The organism is Nonomuraea sp. NPDC049309, assembly GCF_043196965.1.
Lineage (GTDB): Bacteria > Actinomycetota > Actinomycetes > Streptosporangiales > Streptosporangiaceae > Nonomuraea > Nonomuraea fastidiosa.
Genome location: NZ_JBICSH010000001.1, coordinates 2,784,339 through 2,807,335 on the forward strand (window position 1 = coordinate 2,784,339; position 22,997 = coordinate 2,807,335).

The 22,997-nt window shown below is 72.7% G+C and carries 23 protein-coding genes; 13 read left to right on the forward strand and 10 right to left on the reverse strand.

Features of this window, described 5'->3' with window-relative positions; genetic code table 11:
• The first annotated feature begins 27 nt into the window (after positions 1 to 27).
• The 4 genes from ACGFIM_RS12325 to ACGFIM_RS12340 all read left to right on the forward strand — a co-directional run bounded on the left by ACGFIM_RS12325 (position 28) and on the right by ACGFIM_RS12340 (position 5,887).
• A complete protein-coding gene (locus ACGFIM_RS12325) occupies positions 28 to 2,421 on the forward strand; it encodes a glycoside hydrolase family 6 protein (RefSeq protein ID WP_393198824.1) in 2,394 nt (797 codons plus the stop codon).
• Between the two features lie 158 nt (positions 2,422 to 2,579).
• A complete protein-coding gene (locus ACGFIM_RS12330) occupies positions 2,580 to 3,890 on the forward strand; it encodes an MFS transporter (RefSeq protein WP_393198827.1) in 1,311 nt (436 codons plus the stop codon).
• A gap of 9 nt (positions 3,891 to 3,899) precedes the next feature.
• The gene (locus tag ACGFIM_RS12335; RefSeq protein WP_393198830.1) at positions 3,900 to 4,565 is read left to right on the forward strand and encodes a response regulator transcription factor; all 666 of its coding nucleotides are present in this window, start codon (positions 3,900 to 3,902) and stop codon (positions 4,563 to 4,565) included.
• On the forward strand, positions 4,562 to 5,887 hold the full coding sequence (locus ACGFIM_RS12340) for a sensor histidine kinase (protein ID WP_393198832.1): 1,326 nt from the start codon (positions 4,562 to 4,564) through the stop codon (positions 5,885 to 5,887). Before ACGFIM_RS12335 ends, ACGFIM_RS12340 begins: the two co-directional genes overlap by 4 nt.
• Positions 5,888 to 5,915: 28 nt before the next feature.
• Here the strand turns inward: ACGFIM_RS12340 and ACGFIM_RS12345 are convergent, their stop codons facing one another.
• Positions 5,916 to 6,833 (reverse strand): TAXI family TRAP transporter solute-binding subunit, encoded by a 918-nt coding sequence (locus ACGFIM_RS12345; protein ID WP_393198835.1) that lies wholly within the window; start codon positions 6,831 to 6,833, stop codon positions 5,916 to 5,918.
• On the opposite strand from ACGFIM_RS12345, the gene ACGFIM_RS12350 reads away from it, so the two are divergent.
• Complete coding sequence (locus tag ACGFIM_RS12350) at positions 6,832 to 7,578, forward strand: Mut7-C RNAse domain-containing protein (protein ID WP_393198838.1); 747 nt, start codon at positions 6,832 to 6,834, stop codon at positions 7,576 to 7,578. The genes ACGFIM_RS12345 and ACGFIM_RS12350 overlap by 2 nt on opposite strands.
• Before the next feature lie 20 nt (positions 7,579 to 7,598).
• Entirely contained in the window at positions 7,599 to 10,211 is a 2,613-nt protein-coding gene (locus ACGFIM_RS12355) for a BTAD domain-containing putative transcriptional regulator (RefSeq protein WP_393198841.1), read from the forward strand.
• Positions 10,212 to 10,302: 91 nt separating this feature from the next.
• Here the strand turns inward: ACGFIM_RS12355 and urtE are convergent, their stop codons facing one another.
• Genes urtE through urtA form a run of 5 tightly spaced genes read right to left on the reverse strand, consistent with a single transcriptional unit; the run spans position 10,303 to position 14,790 of the window.
• Complete coding sequence (urtE, locus tag ACGFIM_RS12360) at positions 10,303 to 10,992, reverse strand: urea ABC transporter ATP-binding subunit UrtE (RefSeq protein ID WP_393198844.1); 690 nt, start codon at positions 10,990 to 10,992, stop codon at positions 10,303 to 10,305.
• A complete protein-coding gene (gene urtD, locus ACGFIM_RS12365; protein ID WP_393198847.1) occupies positions 10,970 to 11,719 on the reverse strand; it encodes an urea ABC transporter ATP-binding protein UrtD in 750 nt (249 codons plus the stop codon). The genes urtE and urtD overlap by 23 nt, the downstream gene beginning before the upstream one ends.
• Entirely contained in the window at positions 11,703 to 12,725 is a 1,023-nt protein-coding gene (gene urtC, locus ACGFIM_RS12370; RefSeq protein ID WP_393198850.1) for an urea ABC transporter permease subunit UrtC, read from the reverse strand. The genes urtD and urtC overlap by 17 nt, the downstream gene beginning before the upstream one ends.
• The gene (gene urtB / locus ACGFIM_RS12375) at positions 12,722 to 13,570 is read right to left on the reverse strand and encodes an urea ABC transporter permease subunit UrtB (protein ID WP_393198853.1); all 849 of its coding nucleotides are present in this window, start codon (positions 13,568 to 13,570) and stop codon (positions 12,722 to 12,724) included. The genes urtC and urtB overlap by 4 nt, the downstream gene beginning before the upstream one ends.
• Complete coding sequence (urtA, locus tag ACGFIM_RS12380; RefSeq protein ID WP_393198856.1) at positions 13,570 to 14,790, reverse strand: urea ABC transporter substrate-binding protein; 1,221 nt, start codon at positions 14,788 to 14,790, stop codon at positions 13,570 to 13,572. The genes urtB and urtA overlap by 1 nt, the downstream gene beginning before the upstream one ends.
• A gap of 198 nt (positions 14,791 to 14,988) precedes the next feature.
• Here urtA and ACGFIM_RS12385 point away from each other — a divergent pair, with 198 nt between their 5' ends.
• The 7 genes from ACGFIM_RS12385 to ACGFIM_RS12415 all read left to right on the forward strand — a co-directional run bounded on the left by ACGFIM_RS12385 (position 14,989) and on the right by ACGFIM_RS12415 (position 20,157).
• Entirely contained in the window at positions 14,989 to 15,291 is a 303-nt protein-coding gene (locus ACGFIM_RS12385) for an urease subunit gamma (protein ID WP_393198859.1), read from the forward strand.
• Positions 15,288 to 15,599 carry an urease subunit beta gene (locus ACGFIM_RS12390; protein ID WP_393198862.1) on the forward strand — a complete coding sequence of 104 codons (312 nt, stop codon included), beginning with the start codon at positions 15,288 to 15,290 and terminating at the stop codon, positions 15,597 to 15,599. The genes ACGFIM_RS12385 and ACGFIM_RS12390 overlap by 4 nt, the downstream gene beginning before the upstream one ends.
• The gene (locus tag ACGFIM_RS12395; protein WP_393198865.1) at positions 15,592 to 17,301 is read left to right on the forward strand and encodes an urease subunit alpha; all 1,710 of its coding nucleotides are present in this window, start codon (positions 15,592 to 15,594) and stop codon (positions 17,299 to 17,301) included. Before ACGFIM_RS12390 ends, ACGFIM_RS12395 begins: the two co-directional genes overlap by 8 nt.
• Positions 17,301 to 18,029, forward strand: a complete 729-nt coding sequence (locus ACGFIM_RS12400) for an urease accessory protein UreF (protein WP_393198868.1) — start codon at positions 17,301 to 17,303, stop codon at positions 18,027 to 18,029. Before ACGFIM_RS12395 ends, ACGFIM_RS12400 begins: the two co-directional genes overlap by 1 nt.
• A gap of 13 nt (positions 18,030 to 18,042) precedes the next feature.
• Positions 18,043 to 18,717, forward strand: coding sequence for an urease accessory protein UreG (ureG, locus tag ACGFIM_RS12405; RefSeq protein ID WP_393198871.1), 675 nt, complete (start codon positions 18,043 to 18,045; stop codon positions 18,715 to 18,717).
• Between the two features lie 200 nt (positions 18,718 to 18,917).
• Positions 18,918 to 19,685, forward strand: a complete 768-nt coding sequence (locus ACGFIM_RS12410) for an urease accessory protein UreD (protein WP_393198874.1) — start codon at positions 18,918 to 18,920, stop codon at positions 19,683 to 19,685.
• 4 nt (positions 19,686 to 19,689) lie between these two features.
• The gene (locus ACGFIM_RS12415) at positions 19,690 to 20,157 is read left to right on the forward strand and encodes a hypothetical protein (protein WP_393198877.1); all 468 of its coding nucleotides are present in this window, start codon (positions 19,690 to 19,692) and stop codon (positions 20,155 to 20,157) included.
• A 36-nt stretch (positions 20,158 to 20,193) separates the two neighbouring features.
• Here ACGFIM_RS12415 and era read toward each other — a convergent pair whose 3' ends face one another.
• Genes era through ACGFIM_RS12435 form a run of 4 tightly spaced genes read right to left on the reverse strand, consistent with a single transcriptional unit; the run spans position 20,194 to position 22,580 of the window.
• The gene (gene era, locus ACGFIM_RS12420) at positions 20,194 to 21,102 is read right to left on the reverse strand and encodes a GTPase Era (protein WP_393198880.1); all 909 of its coding nucleotides are present in this window, start codon (positions 21,100 to 21,102) and stop codon (positions 20,194 to 20,196) included.
• A gap of 18 nt (positions 21,103 to 21,120) precedes the next feature.
• On the reverse strand, positions 21,121 to 21,603 hold the full coding sequence (locus tag ACGFIM_RS12425; RefSeq protein ID WP_393198883.1) for an NUDIX domain-containing protein: 483 nt from the start codon (positions 21,601 to 21,603) through the stop codon (positions 21,121 to 21,123).
• A 1-nt stretch (position 21,604) separates the two neighbouring features.
• Positions 21,605 to 21,922 (reverse strand): cytidine deaminase, encoded by a 318-nt coding sequence (locus tag ACGFIM_RS12430; RefSeq protein ID WP_393198886.1) that lies wholly within the window; start codon positions 21,920 to 21,922, stop codon positions 21,605 to 21,607.
• Between the two features lie 10 nt (positions 21,923 to 21,932).
• Positions 21,933 to 22,580, reverse strand: a complete 648-nt coding sequence (locus ACGFIM_RS12435) for a hypothetical protein (protein ID WP_393198889.1) — start codon at positions 22,578 to 22,580, stop codon at positions 21,933 to 21,935.
• Positions 22,581 to 22,997: the final 417 nt, after the last annotated feature.

Genomic DNA, 22,997 nt, shown 5'->3' on the forward strand with positions numbered 1-22,997 from the left:
GTCGTGCCGGGGCTAGTCTGACGCATTATGACCTTGGAGTCGCTGCGAAGCGGAGATCCGCGGCAGGTGGGGCCGTACACCCTGACGGGCCGGCTCGGCGAGGGCGGCATGGGGGTCGTCTACCTCGGCCAGGGCCCCGACGGTGTCCGGGTCGCGGTCAAGGTCATCCACGCCAGGATGGACGCGCAGGCCGACTTCCGGCGCAGGTTCGCCCGCGAGGTGGCGGCGGCCAAGCGGGTGGCCAGGTTCTGCACCGCGCCCGTGCTCGACGCCGACGTCAGCGGCGAGGTGGCGTATCTCGTCACCGAATACGTCGAAGGCCCCAGCCTGGGCGCGGCCGTGAAGCAGTCGGGGCCGCTCAAGGGGTCCACGCTCGACGGGCTCGCCGCCGCGATGGCGATGGCCCTGCGCGCCATCCACGGGGCCGGGGTCGTGCACCGCGATCTCAAGCCGTCGAACGTGCTGCTGTCGCAGGTCGGCCCCAAGGTGATCGACTTCGGCATCGCGCAGCTCATGGACGCCGAGGTGAGCAGCGTCATCGTGGGGACGCCGTCGTACATGTCGCCCGAGCAGGTGTCGGGCGTCGCCGTCGGTCCCGCGTCGGACATCTTCTCCTGGGGCTCCACGGTCGCCTTCGCCGCGAGCGGTGTCCCGCCGTTCGGCACGGGCCCGGTGCCGGACGTGCTGGTGCGGATCATGAACGAGCAGCCGGAGCTGCCGGGGCTCTCCGGCCCGCTGCGCGAGCTGGTCGTCGCCGCCTTGTCCAAGAACCCCACGCACCGGCCCACCGCCCAGGACCTCCTGGACCGCCTGAGCGCGGACGCCTCCGGCGGCGCGATCGCCGTCCCCGGCCGCGACGGCGTTGACAGCTCTCCGCACCGCGCTAGCGACGGACCGAACCCGCCCGTCGCCGCGTCCGGTCCGCAGGGTGCGGCTGACACGTCGCCCATGACGGGACCGGACGGTATGGGCGGACCACAGGGTGACGGGCCACAGAGCGGCGGGCCGCAGAGTGGCAGACCTCAGAGCGGCGGGCCGCAGAATGACGGGCCGCAGAATGACGGGCCGCACGGTGGCGGGCCGTATCCGGGTCCTGCCGGGGGACCTCCCACCGGCGGCGGGGAGGTCACCGCGCCCGCGGGGCGGCGGAGGTGGGTGGCGGCGGGCTCCGCCGTGGCCGTGGCGGTGGCCGCGCTCGCCACGACGCTCGTGGTGCGGGGGCTGAGCGGCGACGACGGCCGGGCGCAGACCGGCACGACACCGGGCGCGGCGACGGCCACGGGGAGCCCCGGCACGGGCACCGCGACGTCCAGCGCCGCGAACACGGCCACCAATACAGCCACGAACACGGCCACGAGTACAGCCACGAGTGCAGCCGCGACGAGCGACACCACGAGCGCAGAACCCGGCAACCCGTTACGCGCCGCCGGCTCCGTCGGCTTCTACTCGCCGCAGGAGCCGGGCGCCCGCGACCAGGCCGAGCGCTGGGCCGAGGACCGCCCCGAGGACGCCAAGCTGATGGAGCTGCTGGCGGCGGTCCCCCACGCGATCCGTCTCGCCCAGCCGGAGGTCAGGCCGAAGGTCGAGGAGTCCATCGCGGCGGCCGCGCAGGCGGGCGCGGTCCCGGTGTTCCTGGTGAGCAACCTGCCGGGCGGCGGCTGCAAGAAGGCGGGCGCGGGCGAGATGGACCGCTACCGCCAGTGGATCGAGGGCATCGCCAAGACGATCGGCCCGGCGAAGGCCGTGGTGATCCTGGAGCCGGACAGCCTGGCGCGCGTCCCCGGCAGCAAGGGCTGCGACCCCGGCGGCTCCCCCGAGGAGCGTTACCGCGCGCTGCGCGACGCCGTGACCGCGCTCAAGTCCAATCCCAGCACGGCCGTCTACCTGGACGGCAGCCAGGTCTACTGGCCCGGCACGGAGGTGATGGCCGGGCGGCTGATCGAGGCGGGCATCGACAAGGCCGACGGATTCTTCCTCAACGTCACCGGCTTCCACGCCACGGACAAGACCGTCGAGTACGGCAAGGAGCTGTCGGCCTGCATCGGCGCGCGGCTGCGGAAGGGCGGCTCCGGCTGCCCGAAGGACGCCGAGGTGGACGTGGCCGGCCTGCCGCACTTCGTGGTGGACACCAGCAGGAACGGCCAGGGCGCCTGGGTGCCGGACAAGCACTACAAGGACCCGCAGGTGTGGTGCAACCCGCCGGGCAGGGGCGTGGGCCCGCGGCCGACCACGGAGACGGGCGAGGAGCTGGTGGACGCCTACCTGTGGATCGCCAGGCCGGGCGTGTCGGGCGGCCGGTGCAGGCGCGGCACGGACGGCGAGAAGGACCCCGAGCGCGGCGTGGTGTCGCCGCCCGCCGGCCAGTGGTGGGACGTGCTGGGGCTGGAGATGGCGAAGAACGCGAACCCGCCGCTGCGCTGACGCGGGCACCACGGCGGCGTTGCGGCCGGGTTAATCCCAGGTAAGAAGTCATGTTAAGCGCACGTTAGATCTGACGGCCCGCGTCTTGTCCGAACAACCTTCTGACGCGAGGCTCTGGCCAGCATCTACTCCCCCCAGAGCCCGCCAGGAGGTTCTACGTGAGCAAGGCACGCGTGCCGTGGAAGGCCGTGGTCGGCGGATCCGTCGGCAATCTCGTCGAGTGGTACGACTGGTTCGTCTACAGCAGCTTCGCGGTCTACTTCGCCGCCTCCTTCTTCCCCGAGGGCGACAACACCGCCAAGCTGCTCAACACCGCCGCCATCTTCGCCGTCGGATTCTTCATGCGCCCGCTCGGCGGCTGGCTGCTCGGCCGTTACGCCGACAGGAAGGGCCGCAAGGCGGCGCTCACGCTCACCGTCACGCTGATGTCGGCGAGCGCGCTGCTGATCGCCGTCGCGCCCACGTACGACTCGGTCGGCTACTTCGGCGCGCTGGTGCTGGTGGTGGCGCGGCTGCTGCAGGGCCTGTCGGTGGGCGGCGAGTACGCGGCCAGCGCCACGTACCTGACGGAGGCCACCCCGCAGGGCCGGCGCGGCATGGCGTCGAGCTTCCAGTACGTGTCGATGACCGCGGGCCAGCTCGTCGGCCTCGGCCTGCAGATCATCCTGCAGAACACGATGTCGAAGGAGGCGCTCGACTCCTACGGCTGGCGCATCCCGTTCGTGGTGGGCGCCGTGGCCGCCGCGGTGGTGTTCTACCTGCGGCGCAACCTGCTGGAGACGGAGGCGTACGACGAGGAGCAGCGCGAGGCGGCGCCCGCCCGCCGGGGCACGATCGCCCAGCTCCTGGCGCACAAGAAGGAGGCGCTGCTGGTCATCGCGCTGACGATGGGCGGCACGGTCGCGTACTACACCTACACGACGTATCTCACCAAGTACCTGTCGAACACGGCGGGCCTGCCGAAGGAGACGGCGACGCTGGTGAGCTTCTGCGCGCTGTTCATCTTCATGTGCCTGCAGCCGGTCGCCGGGTCGCTGTCGGACCGGATCGGACGCAAGCCGCTGCTGATCACGTTCGGCTTCGGCTCGATGATCGGGACGGTGCCGCTGATGACGGCGCTCGGCCAGGTGAGCGGGTTCGGCGGCGCGCTGGTGCTGTCGCTGATCGGCCTGATCATCGTGACCGGCTACACCTCGATCAATGCGGTGGTGAAGGCCGAGCTGTTCCCGACGCACGTGCGGGCGCTGGGCGTCGCGCTGCCGTACGCCATCGCGAACGCCCTGTTCGGCGGCACCGCCGAGTACGTGGCGCTGTGGTTCAAGAACAGCGGCATCGAGTCCGGCTTCTACTGGTACGTCTCCGGCTGCGCGGCGGTGTCGCTCGTCGTCTACCTGTTCATGCGCGAGACGAAGGACTCGGCGCTGTCCCGGGCCGAGGCGACGGCGGAAACGGTGCCCGCCCGCGTCTAACCTGGCCACATGCGGGTTCTCCTGGTTGAGGACGACGATCGGCTCGCCTCCGCCCTCACCACGGCGCTCGCCCGGCACGGCCATCAGGTCATCAGGGCGGCGCTGGCCGTCGACGCCCTCCGCCTGGCGGGGGGCGTCGATTTCGTGCTGCTCGACCTGGGGCTGCCCGACATGGACGGGCTGGACGTGCTGCGCAGGCTGCGGCGGGTCTCGGCGGTGCCGCTGATCGTGGTGACGGCCCGTACGGAGGAGCGCGAGGTGCTGCGCGGCCTGCGCTCGGGGGCCGACGACTACCTGGTCAAGCCGTTCCGTACGACGGAGCTGATGGCCCGCATGGAGGCGGTGGTGCGGCGGGGCACGCGCCCGCGCCCGCCGCGCGACCAGGTGGTCCAGGTGGGCGACGTGCGCATCGACCTGGAGGCCAGGCAGGTCACGGTGGCGGGCGAGCCGGTGACGCTGACGCGGCGCGAGTTCGACCTGCTGGCGATGCTGGCGCGCGAGCCCGGCGTGGTACGCGGCCGTGAGGAGATCCTGGACGAGATCTGGGGCGACCCGCTGCTGTCGGCGTCGCGCTCGCTGGATGTCCACGTGGCCAACCTGCGCGCGAAGACGGGCCGGCCCGGCCTGGTGGAGACGCTGCGCGGGACGGGTTACCGGCTGGGCTCGACGTCGTGAACGCCCGGCTGGTCGGCACGTTCACGACGCTGATCGTGTTCCTGGTGGCGGCGCTTGCGGTGCCGCTCGGCCTGGCCTACGCCTCGCACCGTACGAACCGGCTGCTGCTGGACCGCCGCGCCGACGCCACCCGCTTCGCCGAGCTGGCCGACCAGGCGGCCCGCGAGGACGACTACACGGGCCTGATCTCTGAGGTGGACCGCTATGCCTCCCTGTACGACGCGGCCGTGCGCATCCGCGACAGGGAGGGCGCGATCCTGCTGACGGCGGGCGACTTCACCGCCGACGACGGCGACGCGCTGCGCCTGGCGCTGTCGGGACGCACGACGGAGGAGCTGCCGACGATCACCCCGTTCAGCCCTGACACGGTGCTCCTGGCCGAGCCGGCGGGGCGCGACGCGCAGCTGTCGGGCGTGGTGCTGCTCCAGGCGCCGGCCGGCCGGGCCCGCAGGGACGTGTCGCTGGTGTGGGGCGCGCTGGCGCTCGGCACGCTGGTCTCGCTGGCGTACGCGGTGTTCGCGGCCAGGCGGCTGGCCCGCTGGATCCTGCGGCCGGTCACCGAGCTCGACCGCACCACGCAGGCGATCGCCCAGGGACGGCTGGACGCGCGGGCCCATCCCGGCGGCGGGCCCTCCGAGCTGCGGCGGCTTGAGGAGCGGTTCAACGCGATGGCCGACGCGGTCTCCGCCGCGATGGAGCGGCAGCGGGCGTTCGTGGCCGACGCCTCACACGAGCTGCGCACCCCGCTCACGGTGCTCGGGCTGCGGCTGGAGAACCTGGAGCCGCATCTGCGCCGCGAGGGCACGGCCGAGTACGAGGAGGCGATGGCGGAGCTCGACCGGCTGGCGCTGCTGGTGGAGGACCTGCTGGCGCTGGCCAGGGTCGAGGCGGGCGCGGGAACCGGCGGCAAGGATGTCGAGCTGGCGCCGCGGATGGGAACGTGGCGCGAGGTGTACGCGGCGAAGGACCTGACGCTGCTGACCGAGATCCCCGACGGGGCGGTGGTGCCGGAGGCGGCGGCCAGGATCGCCGACATCGCGCTCGACAACGCCCAGAAGTTCGTGCCCGCGGGCGGCACGGTCACCGTCTCCCTGTCCGGCAGGGTGCTGCGAGTCGCCGACGACGGCCCGGGGCTGAGCGACGAGGAGCGGGAGGAGGCGCTGGGACGCTTCTGGCGCTCCAGCTCGCACGGGAACGTGCCCGGCAGCGGCCTGGGGCTGGCCATCGCGGCCGAGCTGGCCAGGGCGTGCGGGGCCACGCTGCGCCTGCTGCCGGCCGCCCCGCACGGCCTGATCGTCGAGCTCCGCCTCCCCGGGCCGTAGCGGCCTCAGCGCTCCCCCACCAGGAGTTTCAGCCGTACACGGAGCGGTAGTAGCGGGCCGCGCCCGGGTGCAGGCTCACGACGCCGGTGCCGATGGCGTAGCGCCTGTCCAGCCGCCCGCCGGGCGCGGACGGCGCCTGGAGCCGGTCGCGGGCCGCGAACAGCGTCTCCGTGATCAGATAAGCGGTGTCGCCGGGCAGCGAGTTCCGGCACATCAGGTAGCTGGGGGTGCCCACGGTCGGCACCGCCTTGACGCCTCCGTACGCGCCCGCCGGGACGGACGCGTGCTCGTACACCGGGCCGTAGCGCCGCCGCAGCTCCGGCACCAGCGGTTCGAGCGGCACCAGCCGGATGTCGGGCAGCGCCTCCAGGGCGGGCGTCGGCACCCCGCCCGACCAGAAGAACGCGTCGATGCGCCCCGCGCGCAGCGCCTCGATGGAGGGTTCGAGCCCCAACCGGGAGACCTCGGGCGCGCGCTTCAGCCCGGCGACCGACAGCACCCGGGCGGCGGTGACGGCGGTGCCCGACCCGTTGAGCCCGATGGACACCGGCCGCCCGGCCAGCCCCCCGAGCGAGGTGATCGCGGAGTCCTTGGCGACGACGAGGTGCACGTAGTTCATGTACACCCTGGCCAGCGCGGAGACGGGCCTGTGGCGTACGCGGACGGCGTCGTCGGCGCTGTCGGCCAGCGCGAACCCGACATCGGCCCGCCCGTCGGTCATCATGGTGAGGTTCTCGACGCTGGCCGCGGTGCGCAGCACGCGTACGGGCTGCCCCTCGCGCCGCAGCTCCTCGGCGAGCCGGTCGCCGAGCGCGCCGTAGGGACCGCCGGCGAGCCCCGTGGCCAGCCGCAACTCCGGCGGCTGCGATCCGCCTCCCGAGCACCCCGCGGCGACGCCCATGGGCAGCAGGGCGAGGCCGAGGAACGAACGACGGGAAACGGGCATGATTTCACGCTATCCGGTGGCGGAGAATGGACGGGTGACGACCGCACGCCTGCGCATCACCCCAGAGCTGCAGATGTTCCTGCCCGCCCATCGCCGGCGGGAGTGGCAGGAGGTCACCCCCGACGGCACCGCCACGCTCGGACACCACGTCGAGTCGCTGGGAGTGCCGCTGACCGAGGTGGGGCCGATGCTCGCGGACGGCCGGCAGGTGCCGCCGTCCCACCTGCTCGCGCCCGGCGACGTCGTGGAGGTGCGCCCGGTGCCGCGCCCGCAGCCGCTGCCCGGAGAGCCGCGGTTCCTGCTCGATGTGCACCTGGGCACGCTGGCGCGGCGGCTGCGGCTGCTCGGCATCGACGCCGCGTACCACAACGACATGGACGACCCCGAGCTGGTGGTGCAGGCCAACGAGGAGCGGCGGGTGCTGCTCACCCAGGACCGCGGCCTGCTGCGCCGCCGCGCGCTGTGGCTGGGCGCGTACGTCCGCGGCTCGGCCCCGTCCGACCAGCTCCGCGACCTGCTGGAGCGCTTCGCGCCGCCACTGCGCCCGTGGACGCGCTGCACCGCCTGCAACGGCGTGCTGGCTCCGGTGCCGAAGGACGAGGTGGCGCGGGATCTGGAGGCGGGCACCCGGCGCTCCTACGACGTCTACGGCCGCTGCGAGTCGTGCGGCCAGGTCTACTGGCGCGGCGCGCACAGCGGGCATCTCGAGGAGATCGTCCGCATGGCCGGCGCCTGGGTCGCGTGACGCCGGCCGTGGAGTGGCGCATGGAGTTCCGGATCATGGGGCCGCTCGCGGTGCTCGACGCCGAGGGCCGCGACCGCACCCCGACGGTGCCCAAGCACCGCGACCTGCTCGCCTTGTTCCTGCTGCACGCGGGCCGCCCGCTGACGGTCGAGCGGCTGCGCAGGCTGTTATGGGCGAGTGAGGGCGGTGACCGCTCCGACTCGCTGGTCCGCGGCTACGTCGGCGAGCTGCGCAGGCTGCTCGGCAAGGACGTGATCACCACCGTGTCCGGCTCGTACGCGCTCGTGCTGGGCGACGGCCTGCTCGACGTCGACAGGTTCCGGCTGCTGGTCGATCGGGGCGCCAACGAGGAGGCGCTGGCGCTGTGGCGCGGCGAGGTGCTGGAGGACGTCGATCCCGAGGGCACGCGGTGGGCCGAGACGCGGCGGCTGCGCGAGGAGCTCGAGGAGCTGCGGCTGCTCGCGCTGGAGCGCAGGGTGCAGGCCGACCTCGACGCCGGGCGTCACCGCGAGCTGCTGGCCGAGCTGAAGCAGCTCGTCAAGCGGCATCCGACCTGGCAGCGCTTCCGCGGCCAGTACATGCTCGCCCTCTATCGCAGCGGGCGCCGGGTGGAGGCGCTGGCGGCGTACGCGGTGCTGCGCGACCAGCTCGACGGCGGCCACGCCATCGAACCCGACCCCGAGCTGCAGCTGCTTTACCACCGCATGCTGCACGACGACGCGTCCCTGCACGTCTCGGCCGGCCCGCCGGTGCTGCTGCCGCCCGACGTGAGCGATTTCGTCGGGCGCGCCGGCCTGCTCGACCGGGTGGTCGGCGGGCTGGTGGTGGTGCACGGGCAGGCGGGCGCGGGCAAGTCGGCGCTGGCCGTGCACGCGGCCTGGCGGCGGCGCGCGGACTTCCCCGACGGCATCCTGTACGCCGATCTGCGCGAGACCACGGCCCCCGCCGCCGTGCTCGAGGACTTCCTGCGCTGGCTGGGCTGCCCGGCGCAGGCCATCCCGGCCACGCTGGAGCAGCGGGTGCGGCTGTTCCGCACGTACGCGGCGAACCGGTCGCTGCTGGTGCTGCTCGACAACGCGGCCGGCGAGGCGCAGGTGCGGCCGCTGCTGTCGGCCTGCCCGACGATCGTGACCAGCCGTTCCCCGCTCGGCGGCCTGACCGAGGCGCGGCGGCTGTCGGTGGGCGTGCTGGACGAGAAGGAGGCGCTGGAGCTGCTGGTCACCGGTTCCGGCCGGGACGCGGGCGCGGACCTCGGCGGCGCCGGGCCCGGCGACGGCGAGGCGTGGCTGCGGCTGGCGCGGCTGTGCGGCGGGCTGCCGCTGGCGCTGCGCATCGCCGCGTCCCGGCTCGCGGCCCGCCCCGAGTGGACGGTCGGCTACCTGGTGCGGCTGCTCGAGGACGAGCGGGAGCGGCTCGACCGGCTGCACGCGGGCGACCAGACCGTGCGCAGCGTGCTCGCGATCGGCTTCGACGGCCTGCCCGAGCCGGCCAGGCTGACGCTGCGCGGGCTCGGCGCGCTGTCCGCGCCCGACGTCGCCGACTGGGTGACCGACCTGCTCGGCGGGCAGGCGGAGGCGCTGGTGGACGCGGGGCTCCTGGAGACGTGCGGGGTGGACGTCGCGGGCCAGGTCCGCTACCGGATGCACGATCTGACCCGGCTGTTCGCCCGCGAGCAGCCGATGCCCGGCGTGCCGGCGAAGGTGGCCTCGGTGGTGCTGGCGCGGGTGCAGGCGGCGCGGTTCTCGCTGGTGTCGGACGAGCCCGGCACGGTGGTGGCGACGCGCGACATCAGGGAGTCGGTGGAGTGGCTGGCGGCCGAGCGCGGCTTCCTCGTCAGCCTGGTCGCCGACCTGCACGCGGCGGGCGTCGACGACGAGTGCTGGCGGCTCGCCCACCTGCTGGCGCCGTTCCTGGAGCGGCACCGGTTCCTGGACGACTGGCGGGCGGTGACCGCCCCCGCGCTGGCCTCGGCCCGGCGGGCGGGCGACGAGCGCGGCGCGGCGCTCATCCTGCTCGACCTGGGCGATCTGCACCTGGCCGAGCGGCGGTGGGACGGCGCGGAGGAGGCGCTGCGCCCGGCCCTGGCGTCGTGCCTGCGGCACGGCCTGGCCCGCGATGCGAACCGGGTACGGCTCCGTCTGGGCCGCGTCCACCTGGAGCTGGGCCGGCTGGAGGCGGCCGAGCAGGAACTGCGGCAGTGCCGGGCGGCCGCCACCGGCCTGCGCGACGAGGCCGACGCCGACCGGGTGCTCGGGGAGGTGCTGCGCCGTGCGGGCCGTCTCGACGAGGCCGCCGGGCACCTGCTGGCCGCCGTCGAGGGGCTGGCCAGGCTGGGCGACCGGCACCGGCAGGCCGACACGCTGATCGACCTGTCCGCCGTGCGCCTCGCGCAGGCTGCCAAGCCCGCCGCGCGGGCCGCCGCCGAGCAGGCCAGGGGCATCGCCGTACGGCTCAAGGACCGGCTGCTCGACGCGCACGCCCTGCTGGCGCTGGCCCGGGTGAACCGGGCGGAGGGCGCGGCCGAGCGGGCCGCCGAGCTGGCCGGCGCGGCGCTCGCGGTGTTCGAGGAGACCGGCGACCAGCGGGGCGCCGCCAACGCCCGCGCCCTGCTGGCCGGGGCCGCACGCCACTGAGCGCCGGTCGGGGCGCCGGAAGGCGGCCGAGCGGGTGAGCAGCCGCCGCGCGTCCTTTCTTCCGGCCGGGACGCGGCTCGCTGGATGCGGCTCAGACGGCGAGCAGCCGCTGCACGTCCTCCCTGTGCAGCTCCTCGGCCGTCCCGGTGCGCACGACGTGCCCTCCGTCGAGGATCACGAACCGGTCGGCCAGCCGCAGCGCGATGTCCAGGTACTGCTCGACCAGCAGCACGGCCAGCCCCGACGCGTGCAGCCGCTCGATGGCCGCCTCGATCTCCAGGATGATCGACGGCTGGATGCCCTCGGTCGGCTCGTCGAGGATGAGCATGCGCGGCCCGGTCACCAGCGCGCGGGCCATGGCGAGCTGCTGCTGCTGGCCGCCCGACAAGTGCCCGGCGCTGCGCTTGAGCAGCGGCCGCAGCGCGGGGAAGAGGTCGAGCGCCTCGTCCACGGCCGACCGCGGCCGCCCCGCGGCCTCGACGGTGACCAGCAGGTTCCCCAGCACCGACAGCTGCGGGAAGCACTGGTGGCCCTGGGGGACGTAGCCCATGCCGAGGCGTACCCGCTCGTGCGGCTTGAGCCTGGTGACGTCGCGGCCGTCGAACGTCACCGTGCCCGCGGTCGCGGGCAGCACCCCCATGACGGTGTTGAGCAGCGTGGTCTTGCCCACGCCGTTGCGTCCCATGACGCACACGAGCTCGCCGGGACCGACCTCGACCGAGACCCCGAACAGCACCCGCGCCCGCCCGTAGCCCGACTCAAGGCCGGTTACCGACAGCATCGCCGGTCCTCCTCCCCAGGTAGACCTCCTGCACGCGGGGGTCGCCGCTGACCTGCTCGACCGATCCCTCCACGAGCACCTTGCCCTCGTGCAGCACGGTCACCGTCGAGGCGTGCCGCCGCAGGAACTCCATGTCGTGCTCGACCACGATCACCGTGTGGTCGTCGGCGATCTGCGTGAGCAGCTCGCCGGTGCGTTCGCGTTCGTCCTTGGACATGCCAGCGACCGGCTCGTCCAGGAGCAGCAGCCGGGGCCGCTGCGCCAGCAGCATGCCGATCTCCAGCCACTGGCGCTGGCCGTGCGAGAGAACTCCCGCCGAACGTCCGGCGAGCTCTTCGAGACCCGTCCTGGCCAGCGCCTCCTCGACGGCCTCCGAGACGCCCGAGCGCTTTCTCGCCAGCGACCACAGCGGCTTGCGGAAGGTGGCGGCGAGGTCGAGGTTCTCCAGCACGGTGAGCGCCTCGAACACCACCGACGTCTGGAACGTGCGGCCGACGCCCATGCGGACGATCTGGTGCTCCTTCTTGCCGACGAGGTCGTGGCCGTCGAAGCGCACGGTGCCGGCCGCGGGCTTCGTCAGGCCGGTGATCACGTCGATGAGCGTGGTCTTGCCCGCCCCGTTCGGCCCGATGAGGAAGCGCAGCTCGCCCTCGGGCACGGTCAGGTTCACGCCGTCGAGCGCGCGGAATCCGTCGAACACGACCTGGACGTCACGTAGTTCGAGCACGTCGCAGCCTCCCTGCCAGGCCCACGATGCCTTTCGGGGCCAGCGTCATGACCAGGATGAACAGCGCTCCCTGCAGGTAGAGCCAGCCGTCGGCGAACTGCTCGCTGAAGGCGGTCTTGGCGTAGCCCATGACGACCGCGCCGAGCACCGCTCCGGCGAGCGCGTGCCGGCCGCCGACGGCCACCGCGACGACCAGTTCGAGCGAGGGCACGACGCCGAGCAGGGCGGGCGAGATGATGCCGACGACGGGGACGAACAGCGCGCCCGCGAGCCCCGCCATGCCCGCCGAGATGGCGAAGGTGACGGTTTTGACCAGGGCCGGGTCGTAGCCGAGGAAGCGGACCCTGTCCTCGCCGTCGCGCACGGCGACGAGCAGCCAGCCGTACCGGCTGTTCACGAGCTGCCTGGTGGCCAGGTAGAGCACGCCGAGCACGCCCGCGACGACCAGGTAGAGCCCGCGCTGGGTGGAGTCCTCGGCGAGGTCCTGGCCGAACAGCTCGAAGAAGTTCGTCATGCCGTTGGTGCCGCCGGTCAGGCCCTGCTGCCCGACGAGCAGGATGACCAGGGCGGCGGCCAGCGCCTGGGTGAGGATCGCGAAGTACGCACCGCGCACCCGCTGCCGGAAGACCAGCGTGCCGAGCAGCACCGCGAGCGCGACCGGCGCGAGTATCGCCATGCCCAGTGCGAAGACCGGGTTGGCGAACGGCACCCACAGCGCGGGCAGCTCCTCCACCCCGCTCCAGACCATGAAGTCGGGCAGCCCGCCCGGCCCCGCCTCGGTGAGCTTGAGGTACATCGCCATGGAGTAGCCGCCGAGCCCGAAGAAGACGCCCTGCCCGAGGGTGAGCATGCCGCCCTGCCCCCAGGCGAGCCCGATGCCGAGCGCGACGATCGCGTAGCACAGGTACTTGGCGAGCAGCCCGAGCCGGAACGGCTCCAGCAGCAGCGGCGCGGCGACGAGCGCGACGACCGCGACGGCGGCGAACGGAAGGTTGCGCTTGATCACGTCAGCACCCTCGACCTGAGCACGAACAGCCCTTGCGGCCTGATCTGGAGGAACGCGATGACGACGGCGAACACGATGACCTTGGCGAGGGAGGCGTCCGACCAGAACTCGGCGTAGGAGTTGAGCAGCCCGAGCCCGATGGCGGCGAGCACGGCGCCCCTGAGCTGGCCGAGCCCGCCGGCCACGACGACGAGGAAGGCGTCGACGATGTAGTACGTGCCGAGCGCCGGCCCGACCGGCCCGATCAGCGTGAGCGCCACCCCGGCGATCCCGGCCAGGCCCGAGCCGATGAAGAACGTCAGCATGTCCACCCGGCCGGTGTCGATGCCGCTGGTGGCGGCGAGCTGCCGGTTCTGCACCACGGCCTGTGTCCGCCGGCCGAGCCCGGTGCGCGTCAGGTAGAGCCAGACCGCGACCACGCCGGCCACGGCGAGCGCCATGATGAACAGCCGGTTGTAGGGCAGGATGCCGACGCCGCCCGACAGCCAGGACGGCGCGGGCACCTGCACGTTGGGCGCGCCGAACAGGTCGCGGGCGAGCTGCTGCAGCACCAGGCTGACACCCCAGGTGAGCAGCAGCGTGTCCAGCGGCCTGCCGTAGAAGTGGCGGATCGCGGCCCGCTCCAGGATCAGCCCCATCACCCCGGCCACGAGGAACGCGGCCGGCAGCGCGAGCAGCAGGTCCCCGACGAGGAACGCGGTGTAGGCACCGGCCATGATGAACTCGCCGTGCGCCATGTTGATCACGCCCATCTGCCCGAACGTGAAGGTCAGGCCGAGCGCGATGAGCAGCAGCACCGCCCCGATCGACAGCCCGATCGGGAGCTGGTTGACGAAGGCCGACATCACTGGCCCGCCGACAGGCCGCCCGCCCACGGGTAGCCCTTGAGGTACGGGTCGGGCTTGATCGGTTCGCCCGAGTCCCACACCTCCTTGATCAGGCCGTCCGGCTGGATGATGCCGATGCGGGCGGTCTTGTACATGTGCTGGGTCTCGCCGTCGATGGTGACCTTGCCTTCCGGACGGTCGAGCGAGATGCCGGCCGCGGCCTTCTTGACCGCCTCCACCTCGGTCGTGCCGGCCTTCTTGACGGCCTCGGCCCACAGGTAGACGGCGTTGTATCCGGCCTCCATCGGGTCGGAGGTGACCTTGTTCTGCCCGTACTTGGCCTTGTACGCCTTGACGAACGCCTCGTTCTCGGGGGTGTCGGTGGTCTGGTAGTAGTTCCAGGCCACGGGGTGGCCGGCGATGTTGTCCACGCCGATGCCGGTGACCTCCTCCTCGGCGACGCTCACCGACAGCACCGGCATGGCGTCGGCGGTCACGCCCGCGCTCTTGAGCTGCTTGAAGAAGGCCACGTTGCTGTCGCCGTTGAGGGTGTTGAACACCGCGTCGGGCTTGGCCTGGACGACCTTGTTGACGAGGGTGGAGTATTCGGTGTGGCCGAGCGGGGTGTACTCCTCGCCGAGGATCTCCATGCCGTTCGCGGACGCGTACGCCTTGATGATCTTGTTGGCGGTGCGGGGGAAGACGTAGTCGCTGCCCACCAGGAACAGCTTCTTCTTGCCCTGCTCCTTCAGGTAGTCGAGGCCGGGGATGATCTGCTGGTTGGTGGTCGCGCCGGTGTAGAAGATGTACGGCGAGCTCTCCAGGCCCTCGTACTGCACCGGGTACCACAGCAGCGCCTTGTACCGCTCGAAGACCGGCAGCATCGCCTTCCTGCTCGCCGAGGTCCACCCGCCGAACACGGTCGCCACCTTGTCCTGCCTGATGAGCTTCGTCGCCTTCTCGGCGAAGGTGGGCCAGTCGGACGCGCCGTCCTCCACGATGGGGACGAGCTGCTTGCCGAGCACGCCTCCCGCCTTGTTGATCTCCTCGATGGCGAGCAGTTCGGCGTCGCGTACGGTGACCTCGCTGATCGCCATGGTGCCGCTCAGCGAGTGCAGGATGCCGACCTTGATCTCATCGGAGGAGGCCGCGGGCTCGGAGTCCGATCCGCAGGACGCGAGTGGTAAAACGAGGAGCGCGGAGACGAGCACACGGGCGATCGGGCGGGGGATGCGCACAGCCGTTCCTTCCTGCCTACCGGTACTGCGAGAAAGGTGACTCCGCGACATTTCGCCTTGAGTTCTCGATTGTTAATTGGCGATTGCCGAACGTTCACAAACGCACAAAACGCGTTATATCGGGGCTCGTCAGTGCGTGAAACCAACACGACATCGACCGGCAACAGGGCGGAAACGGCCGGTTCCTATGGTCCGGCCATGCGGCTTACCTCACACGAGCAGGAGCGGCTGCTCATCCACGTCGCCGCCGGGGTGGCGCGCGAGCGGCAGGCCAGGGGCCTGCGGCTCAACCACCCCGAGGCTACCGCCATCATCGCCTCTTTCCTCATGGAAGGCGCCCGGGACGGGCGCAGCGTCGCCGAGCTGATGGAGGCCGGACGGTCGGTGCTCAGCCGGGCCGACGTCATGGAGGGCGTGCCGGAGATGCTGGAGAGCGTGCAGATCGAGGCCACGTTCCCCGACGGCACCAAGCTCGTCACCGTCCACAGGCCGATCCCGTGATCCCCGGCGAGTACGTCCACCCCGAGGGGGCCATCCCGCTCAACCCCGGGCGGGAGCGCGTGACGGTCCGCGTGGTCAACACCGCCGACCGGCCCATCCAGGTGGGCTCCCACTACCACTTCGCCGCCGCCAACCCGGGGCTCGACTTCGACCGGCGGGCGGCCAGGGGCATGCGGCTCGACGTGCCCGCGGGCACCGCCGTCAGGTTCGAGCCCGGCGTCGAGCGCGACGTCACCCTGGTACCGCTGGCCGGGCGGCGCGTCGTCCCCGGGCTGCGGCCGGAATGGGCGGGGCCGCTCGATGGCTGAGATCTCCCGCGAGCGCTACGCCGCACTGTACGGACCCACCACCGGCGACCGCGTCCGGCTGGCCGACACCGACCTGTTCATCGAAGTGACCGAGGACCTGTCCATGGGCGCCGCGGGCGCCGGCGACGAGGCCGTCTTCGGCGGCGGCAAGGTCATCCGCGAGTCCATGGGCCAGGCCAGGACCACCCGCGCCGAGGGAGCCGCCGACCTGGTCATCACCGGCGCGGTCATCCTCGATCACTGGGGCGTGATCAAGGCCGACATCGGCATCCGCGACGGCCGCATCGCCGCCATCGGCAAGGCCGGCAACCCCGACACGATGGACGGCGTCGACATCGTCATCGGCCCGTCCACCGAGGTTCTGGCGGGCAACGGCAAGATCCTCACCGCCGGAGCCGTCGACTCCCACGTCCACCTCATCTGCCCGCAGCTCCTCGACGAGGCCATCGGGTCCGGTGTCACGACGATCGTCGGGGGCGGCACCGGGCCCGTCGAGGGCACCAAGGCCACCACCGTCACCGGCACCTGGTACCTCGGCCGCATGCTGGAGTCCCTCGACGCCTACCCGCTCAACTTCGCCCTGCTCGGCAAGGGCAACACCGTCAGCAGCGAGGGCCTGGTCGAGCAGCTCAAGGCCGGGGCGTCCGGCTTCAAGCTGCACGAGGACTGGGGCACCACGCCGGCCGCCATCGACGCCTGCCTGACCGTCGCCGACGCCTCCGGCGTGCAGGTCACGATCCACACCGACACGCTGAACGAGGCCGGCTTCGTCGAGTCGACGCTCAAGGCCATCGGCGACCGGACGATCCACGCGTACCACACCGAAGGGGCGGGCGGCGGGCACGCGCCCGACATCATCCGCGTCGCCTCCTACGGCAACGTACTGCCGTCGTCCACCAACCCGACCAGGCCGCACACCGTCAACACGCTCGACGAGCACCTCGACATGCTGATGGTCTGCCACCACCTCAACCCGGCCATCCCCGAGGACCTCGCCTTCGCCGAGTCGCGCATCAGGCCGAGCACGATGGCGGCCGAGGACGTGCTGCACGACCTCGGGGCCATCTCCATGATCGGCTCCGACTCGCAGGCCATGGGGCGCATCGGCGAGACGATCATCCGTACGTGGCAGACCGCCCACGTCATGAAGGCCCGGCGCGGGCGGCTCGGCGACGGACCCGCCGACAACCTCCGCGCCCGCCGCTACATCGCCAAATACACGATCTGCCCGGCCGTCGCCCACGGCCTCGACGGCGAGATCGGCTCGGTCGAGCAGGGCAAGCTCGCCGACCTCGTCCTGTGGGACCCCGCGTTCTTCGGGGTCAAGCCCGACCTCGTGCTCAAGGGAGGCGTCGTCGCCTGGGCGCAGATGGGCGACGCCAACGCCTCCATCCCCACGCCCCAGCCGGTGCTGCCCCGCCCCATGTTCGGGGCCTCACCCGTCACCGCCGCCGCCACGTCCCTGCACTTCGTCGCCCCGCCGGCCCTCGAAGCCGGCCTCGCCGACCGGCTCGCCGTCCGGCGCAGGCTCGCGCCGGTCGCCGACGTGCGGCGGCGCGGCAAGGAGGCCATGCCGCTCAACGACGCGCTCCCCCGGATCGACGTCGCACCCGACACCTTCGAAGTCCGCATCGACGGCGAGCTGATCGAGCCCGCACCCGCCACGTCCCTGCCCATGGCCCAGCGCTACTTCCTGTTCTGATGAACGCGTCCCTGCTGCTCCTCACCGACTCCCGGCTCCCGGCGGGCGGCCACGCCCACTCGGGCGGCGTCGAGCGTGCCGTCGCCTCGGGGGCCGTGCACGACGCGCCGTCGCTGGCGGCGTTCCTGCGCGGCCGCCTGCACACCGCCGGCGCGGTCACCGCCGCGCTGTCGGCCGCCGCCCGCAGCCACGCCGCCGCGCCAGGCGCGCGCCGGTGGGCGGAGCTGGACGCCGAGGTGGACGCGAGGACCGCAGCACCCGCACAGCGCGACGCCTCCCGCACCCAGGGCAGGCTGCTGCTGCGGGTCGCGCGCCGTGTCTGGCCGGCCCCCGTGCTGGAGGAGCTGGCCCGCGCCGTGCCCAGCGCGCACCACCCGATCGCGCTCGGCGTGGCCGCGTTCGCCGCCGGGGCCAGTGCCGAGGAGGCGGCGCTGGCGGCCGCCTACCACGCGATCACCGGCCCCGCCACCGCCGCCGTACGCCTGCTCGGCCTCGACCCCGTGGCCGTGCACGCCCTGCTCGCCGGTCTCACCCCCGACATGACCGCCGTCGCCTCCCGCGCCTGCCACTCCCCCGCGTGGGAGGCCGCGGACTCCGCCGCCGATCCCGACCCCTGGCTCGATGACCCCGCCGCCGGGTGGGAGTCGCTGCCCGCGCCCTCCGCACCCGCCCTCGACCTCATCGCCGAACAGCACGCCCAGGCCGAGGTCAGGCTCTTCGTCTCCTAGGAAAGGACCCCACATGGGAGCCAACCACGACGACCACCACCACACGCCCGACGGCCGCGGCCGCGCGCTGCGCCTCGGCGTGGGCGGCCCGGTGGGCAGCGGCAAGACGGCCCTGGTCGCCGCCCTGTGCCGGGCGCTCGGCCCGTCGCTGTCGCTGGGTGTGGTGACCAACGACATCTACACCACCGAGGACGCCGACTTCCTGCGCCGCGCGGGCGTGCTCGACGACGAGCGCATCCTCGCCGTCGAGACCGGCTGCTGCCCGCACACCGCGATCCGCGACGACATCGCCGCCAACCTCGACGCCGTCGAGACCCTCGAATACCGCTTCGGGCCGCTCGACCTCGTCATCGTGGAGAGCGGCGGCGACAACCTCACCGCCACCTTCAGCCGGGGGCTCGCCGACCGGCAGATCTTCGTGCTCGACGTGTCGGGCGGCGACAAGGTGCCGCGCAAGGGCGGACCCGGCGTCACCACCGCCGACCTGCTCGTCATCAACAAGACGGACCTCGCGCCCATGGTGGGCGCCGACCTCGGCGTGATGGCGCGCGACGCGGCGGCCGTACGCGGGGAGCGGCCCGTGCTGTTCACCTCGATCCGCCAGGACCCGACGGCCGAAGCGGTCGCCGGCTGGGTCAGGGACGAGGTCCGCGCCTGGTCCCACTCCCACGCCACCCCGGTCTCGTGAACCCTCCGCCCACCACCGTCGGAGCGGCCCTCCGCACCCCCGCCTCACCCGGCGCCGCCACCCAACCCGGCGACGCCGCCTCACCCCGGGAGGACACCACGCACGGTGAGGGCCCCCCGCTCCTCGCGGCGGCGCACGCTGCCCGTGAAGCCGCGCACTCCCCCGGACCGGGCGTTCGGGCCCGGGCGGCGGGCAGAGGGATGCGAGCCGAGGCGGCCATCGAGACGGCGGCGGGGGCGGGCGGACGTACGGTCATCGAGCGGCTGGCGTCCGCACCGCCGCTGACGCTGCGGCAGACGGGCCCCCGCACCGTGCACCTGATCTCCACCGCGGCCGGTCCGCTGGGCGGCGACCGGCTCAGGCTGGACCTGCGGGTGGCCCCAGGCACGACGCTGGAGCTGGGGTCGGTGGCGGCCACGCTGGTGCTGCCCGGCGACGGCCCGTCGATGATGCTGATCACCGCGCACGTCGGCGCGGGGGCGACGCTGAGGTACGTCCCCGAGCCGACCGTGCTGGCCGCCCGCAGCGATCACCGCCTGCGCGTCCGCCTCACGCTGGAGCCGGGCGCGACGGTGCTGTGGCGTGAGGAGATCGTCTTCGGCCGCCACGGCGAGCCGCCGGGCCGCTGCCACGCCCGCTTCGACGCCACCTGCGACGGCGTGCCGCTGCTCAGGCAGGAGTTCACGGTCGGCGACCCGGCACTGGACGGCTCGCCGGCGGTGTACGGGAGGGCCCGCTGTGTCGGCACGACGTTCCTGACCGGGCGGGCGGCCGCGCCCGCCGTGGCCGAGGGGGTCGCGGTGCTGCCGCTGGCCGCCGCGGGCACGCTGGTCTCGGCGCTGGCCGGCGACGCCGTCCAGCTCCGCGCCCGCCTGGAGTGGGGCGAGCGCCAGGCCATGCCGGCACCACGTCCTGGTGACGACTCCGTTGCGTACGGTGGTGAGCCGGCCTCCCCCGGCATACGCTGATCGTGTGGCCGACGACCTCATGCCAGCGTCCACCCATACCCGTCTGGGCCGCGGCCCCGCGATCGCGGTGCTGGCGGCCGGAGCGCTGCTCACGGTGTGCGCGATCCTGCCGTGGGCGGGCATCCAGGCGACGAGCAGCCTGATCGGCGCCGGAGTGGCCAGCGACGTGCGCGGCATCGACGACCCGCTCGGCGTCTACACGCTGCTCGCGGGCCTGGCCGCGCTGGGCTGCGGCGTCGCCGGCCTGATCGCCCATCCCCGCCTGGCCGCCCTGGCGATCGTGCCGGGCGCGGTGGCGGTGTTCGTGCTGGTGTCGTACGTGGTGGGCAGCGACGGCCTGCGCGACCGCGTCTCCATCCACCTCGGCGACCTGCTGTCGATCGAGCCGGTGATCAGGCCGGGCTGGTTCGCCGCGCTGGCCTGCGCGGTCGCGACCGTGCTGCTGTCGGTCGTGGCCCTGGTACGCCGCTGACCGCCCCGCGGCCCTCCGGCCCGGCAGGAGCGGGGATCAGTCGTAAAAGCCGAGCCGCCGCAGCTGCTTGGGGTCGCGCTGCCAGTCCTTGGCCACGCTGATGCGCAGGTCGAGGTAGACGCGGGTGCCGAGCAGCGCCTCGATCTGCTTGCGGGCCTTGGTGCCGACCTCGCGCAGCCGCTCGCCCTTGTGCCCGATGACGATGGCCTTCTGTGAGGGCCGCTCGACGAACATGTGGGCGTAGATGTCGAGCAGGTCGTCGCGCCCTTCCCTGGGCACCATCTCGTCGACGACGACGGCGATGGAGTGGGGCAGCTCGTCGCGCACGCCCTCCAGCGCCGCCTCCCTGATCAGCTCGCCGACCAGCACCTGCTCGGGCTCGTCGGTGAGCTGCCCGCCCTCGTAGAGCGGCGGCGACTCGGGCAGGTGCTTGATCAGCACGTCGCCGAGCACGTCGAGCTGCTCGCCGGCCTCGGCCGACACCGGCACGATGTCGGCGAAGTCGGCGACCTGCGACACCGCGAGCAGCTGCTCGGCGATCTTCTCCTTGCTCGCCAGGTCGCACTTGGTGACCACCGCGACGACCGGGGTCTTCTTCACGGCCGAGAGCTTCTCGGCGATGAACCGGTCGCCTTTGCCGATGGGCTCGTTGGCCGGCACGCAGAACCCGATCACGTCGACCTCGGTCAGCGTGGACAGCACGAGGCTGTCGAGCCGCTCGCCCAGCAGCGTGCGGGGGCGGTGCAGGCCGGGGGTGTCGACGATGATGAGCTGCGCGTCGGGCCGGTGGACGATGCCCCTGATGACGCGCCTGGTCGTCTGCGGCTTGGACGAGGTGATCGCCACTTTCTGCCCGACCAGGGCGTTCATCAGCGTGGACTTGCCGACGTTCGGCCTCCCCACGAAGCAGGCGAATCCGGCGCGATGGTTGTCTGGCGAAGTCACATAGTGCATTGTGGCCCATCAGCGGGCGTGTTCACGCCACCAGGCGTATGCCTGGGGCGCGACGCCCGGCGTCCAGGGGGTGGTTTCGAGGGCGGGCAGCTCCTCTTCCGCGACCCAGCGGTAGTCGTGGATCTCCACGCCGTCGGGGCGCGGCTCGGGGGATCCGGGGGCGAGCCGGCAGCCGTAGGCGGCGATGACGTAGCCGACCTCGTGGCCGTTGGGATAGACCGTACGGAACTCAGGGCCTCCGTACACGCCGATCAGGCCCTGCACCTCGATCTCGACGCCCAGCTCCTCGCGCAGCTCCCGCACGACGGCGTCCTCGGGCCGCTCGTCGGGATCGACGCCGCCGCCCGGGGCCGCCCACCGCCGTACGTCGCCGTGGTTGGCCAGCAGCAGGCGGCCGTCGTCGTCGAACACGAACGCGGAGACCGAGGGCAGCATGATCAGGTCGGAGCCGACCTTCTCCCGCAGTCTCGCCAGGAAGGGCGACATCGGCATGTCAGCCTCGCAGGGTGCCGTCGGGGCCGGCCACGAGCAGCTTGCCGGCGCCCAGCTCGGCCGCCACCGCCTCGTCGTCCGGGCTCGGATCGCCCTCGCTGACCAGCGCGACCGCCTCCAGGGAACGCGCGCCGCTGGAGACCGCCATGGCCACCGCGACCTGCACGGCCGAGAGCGTCAGCGCCGACAGGGCCACGTTCGTCGCCGCGTAGGTGCGGCCCGTCTCGTCGCGCACGGCCGCGCCCTCGGCTGAGCCGTTGCGCGCACGGGCGGAACGGGCCAACGTGATGATCTTGCTGTCTTCGGGATCGAGTGTCACGCGCTCTAGGTTAGGCGCTGACCATGGAGAGCGCCGCCTCGACGACCTTCCGGGTACGCTCGGCGTCCACGTCGTTCATCCCCGTGTGCACCACCGAGACCAGGGTGTCGCCGACGCGGGCGAGCACGAGGTCCAGCTCGTACGGGTAGCCGTTCAGCCGTCCGCTGAAGCGCGCCCCGACGGCGTCGTCGGCCGCCTCCCGCACCGCCTTTTCGATGGGCAGTTCGTGCGGCCGCAGGTCGGTGCCGCTCGAGCTGCGCACGGCGTGGCATTTGCGCAGCGCCTCCGCCAGCTCGTCCAGGTGGTCTTCGGCCTCTCCGGCCGCGTACTTGGCGAGGCCGACCCCGGCCTGCTCGCCGAGGCCCTCGCCGTGGTAGCTGACCGCGGCCTGCGCGGTGAGCGCCTGTCCCGGCGCCTTGCCTCCGGGCGGTGCCAGCACGGCCCGGCAGTTCTCGTCCGCCTGCCCGAACGGCATCTGCCAGGCCTGCTCCGGCCTGATCGTGAAGCCGTCCGGCAGGCGCGGCTGTTCCTTGCTGACCACTGCGCGCAGCTGCGCCATGGCCTGTGCGTCGAGAAAGCTCTCGGCTCCCACGCCGCCGCACCCCGCCAGGAGGCAGGTGAGCAGCGCGCAGGCGCCGATCCCTGGTCTTCGTTTCATGATCCCCCCTTGAACCGCAGCCTCCCCGCACGCATATTCCGGCAATCCACCGGAGTGACCACCAATACGCAAAAAGGGTGCCCCCGCCCTGATCAGGACGAGAGCACCCTTTACGCCGACCGGCGTCGCGACCCGGTACCAAGGCCGGACGCCGTCGTTCCCCCCAGGATCGCCCTCGGGCCGCGAACCCCACCCGGCCTTCGGACGGTTTCCCCTCATAGACACCCACCGCACTGGATGTCGTTGGTTCGAGAGTGCCGTACCCGGCTTGCAGAAGACTTGTAGAACGCTTGCCGTTTCGCCCGCATTCGCGGCTTTCGCCGCCCCAACCCCACAATGCCAGGCCACAGCCCGACCGCAAGATGCCAAGCCACAACCGCCTCGTCCTCGGCCGCCCCAGGTCCGGGAACTCCGGGC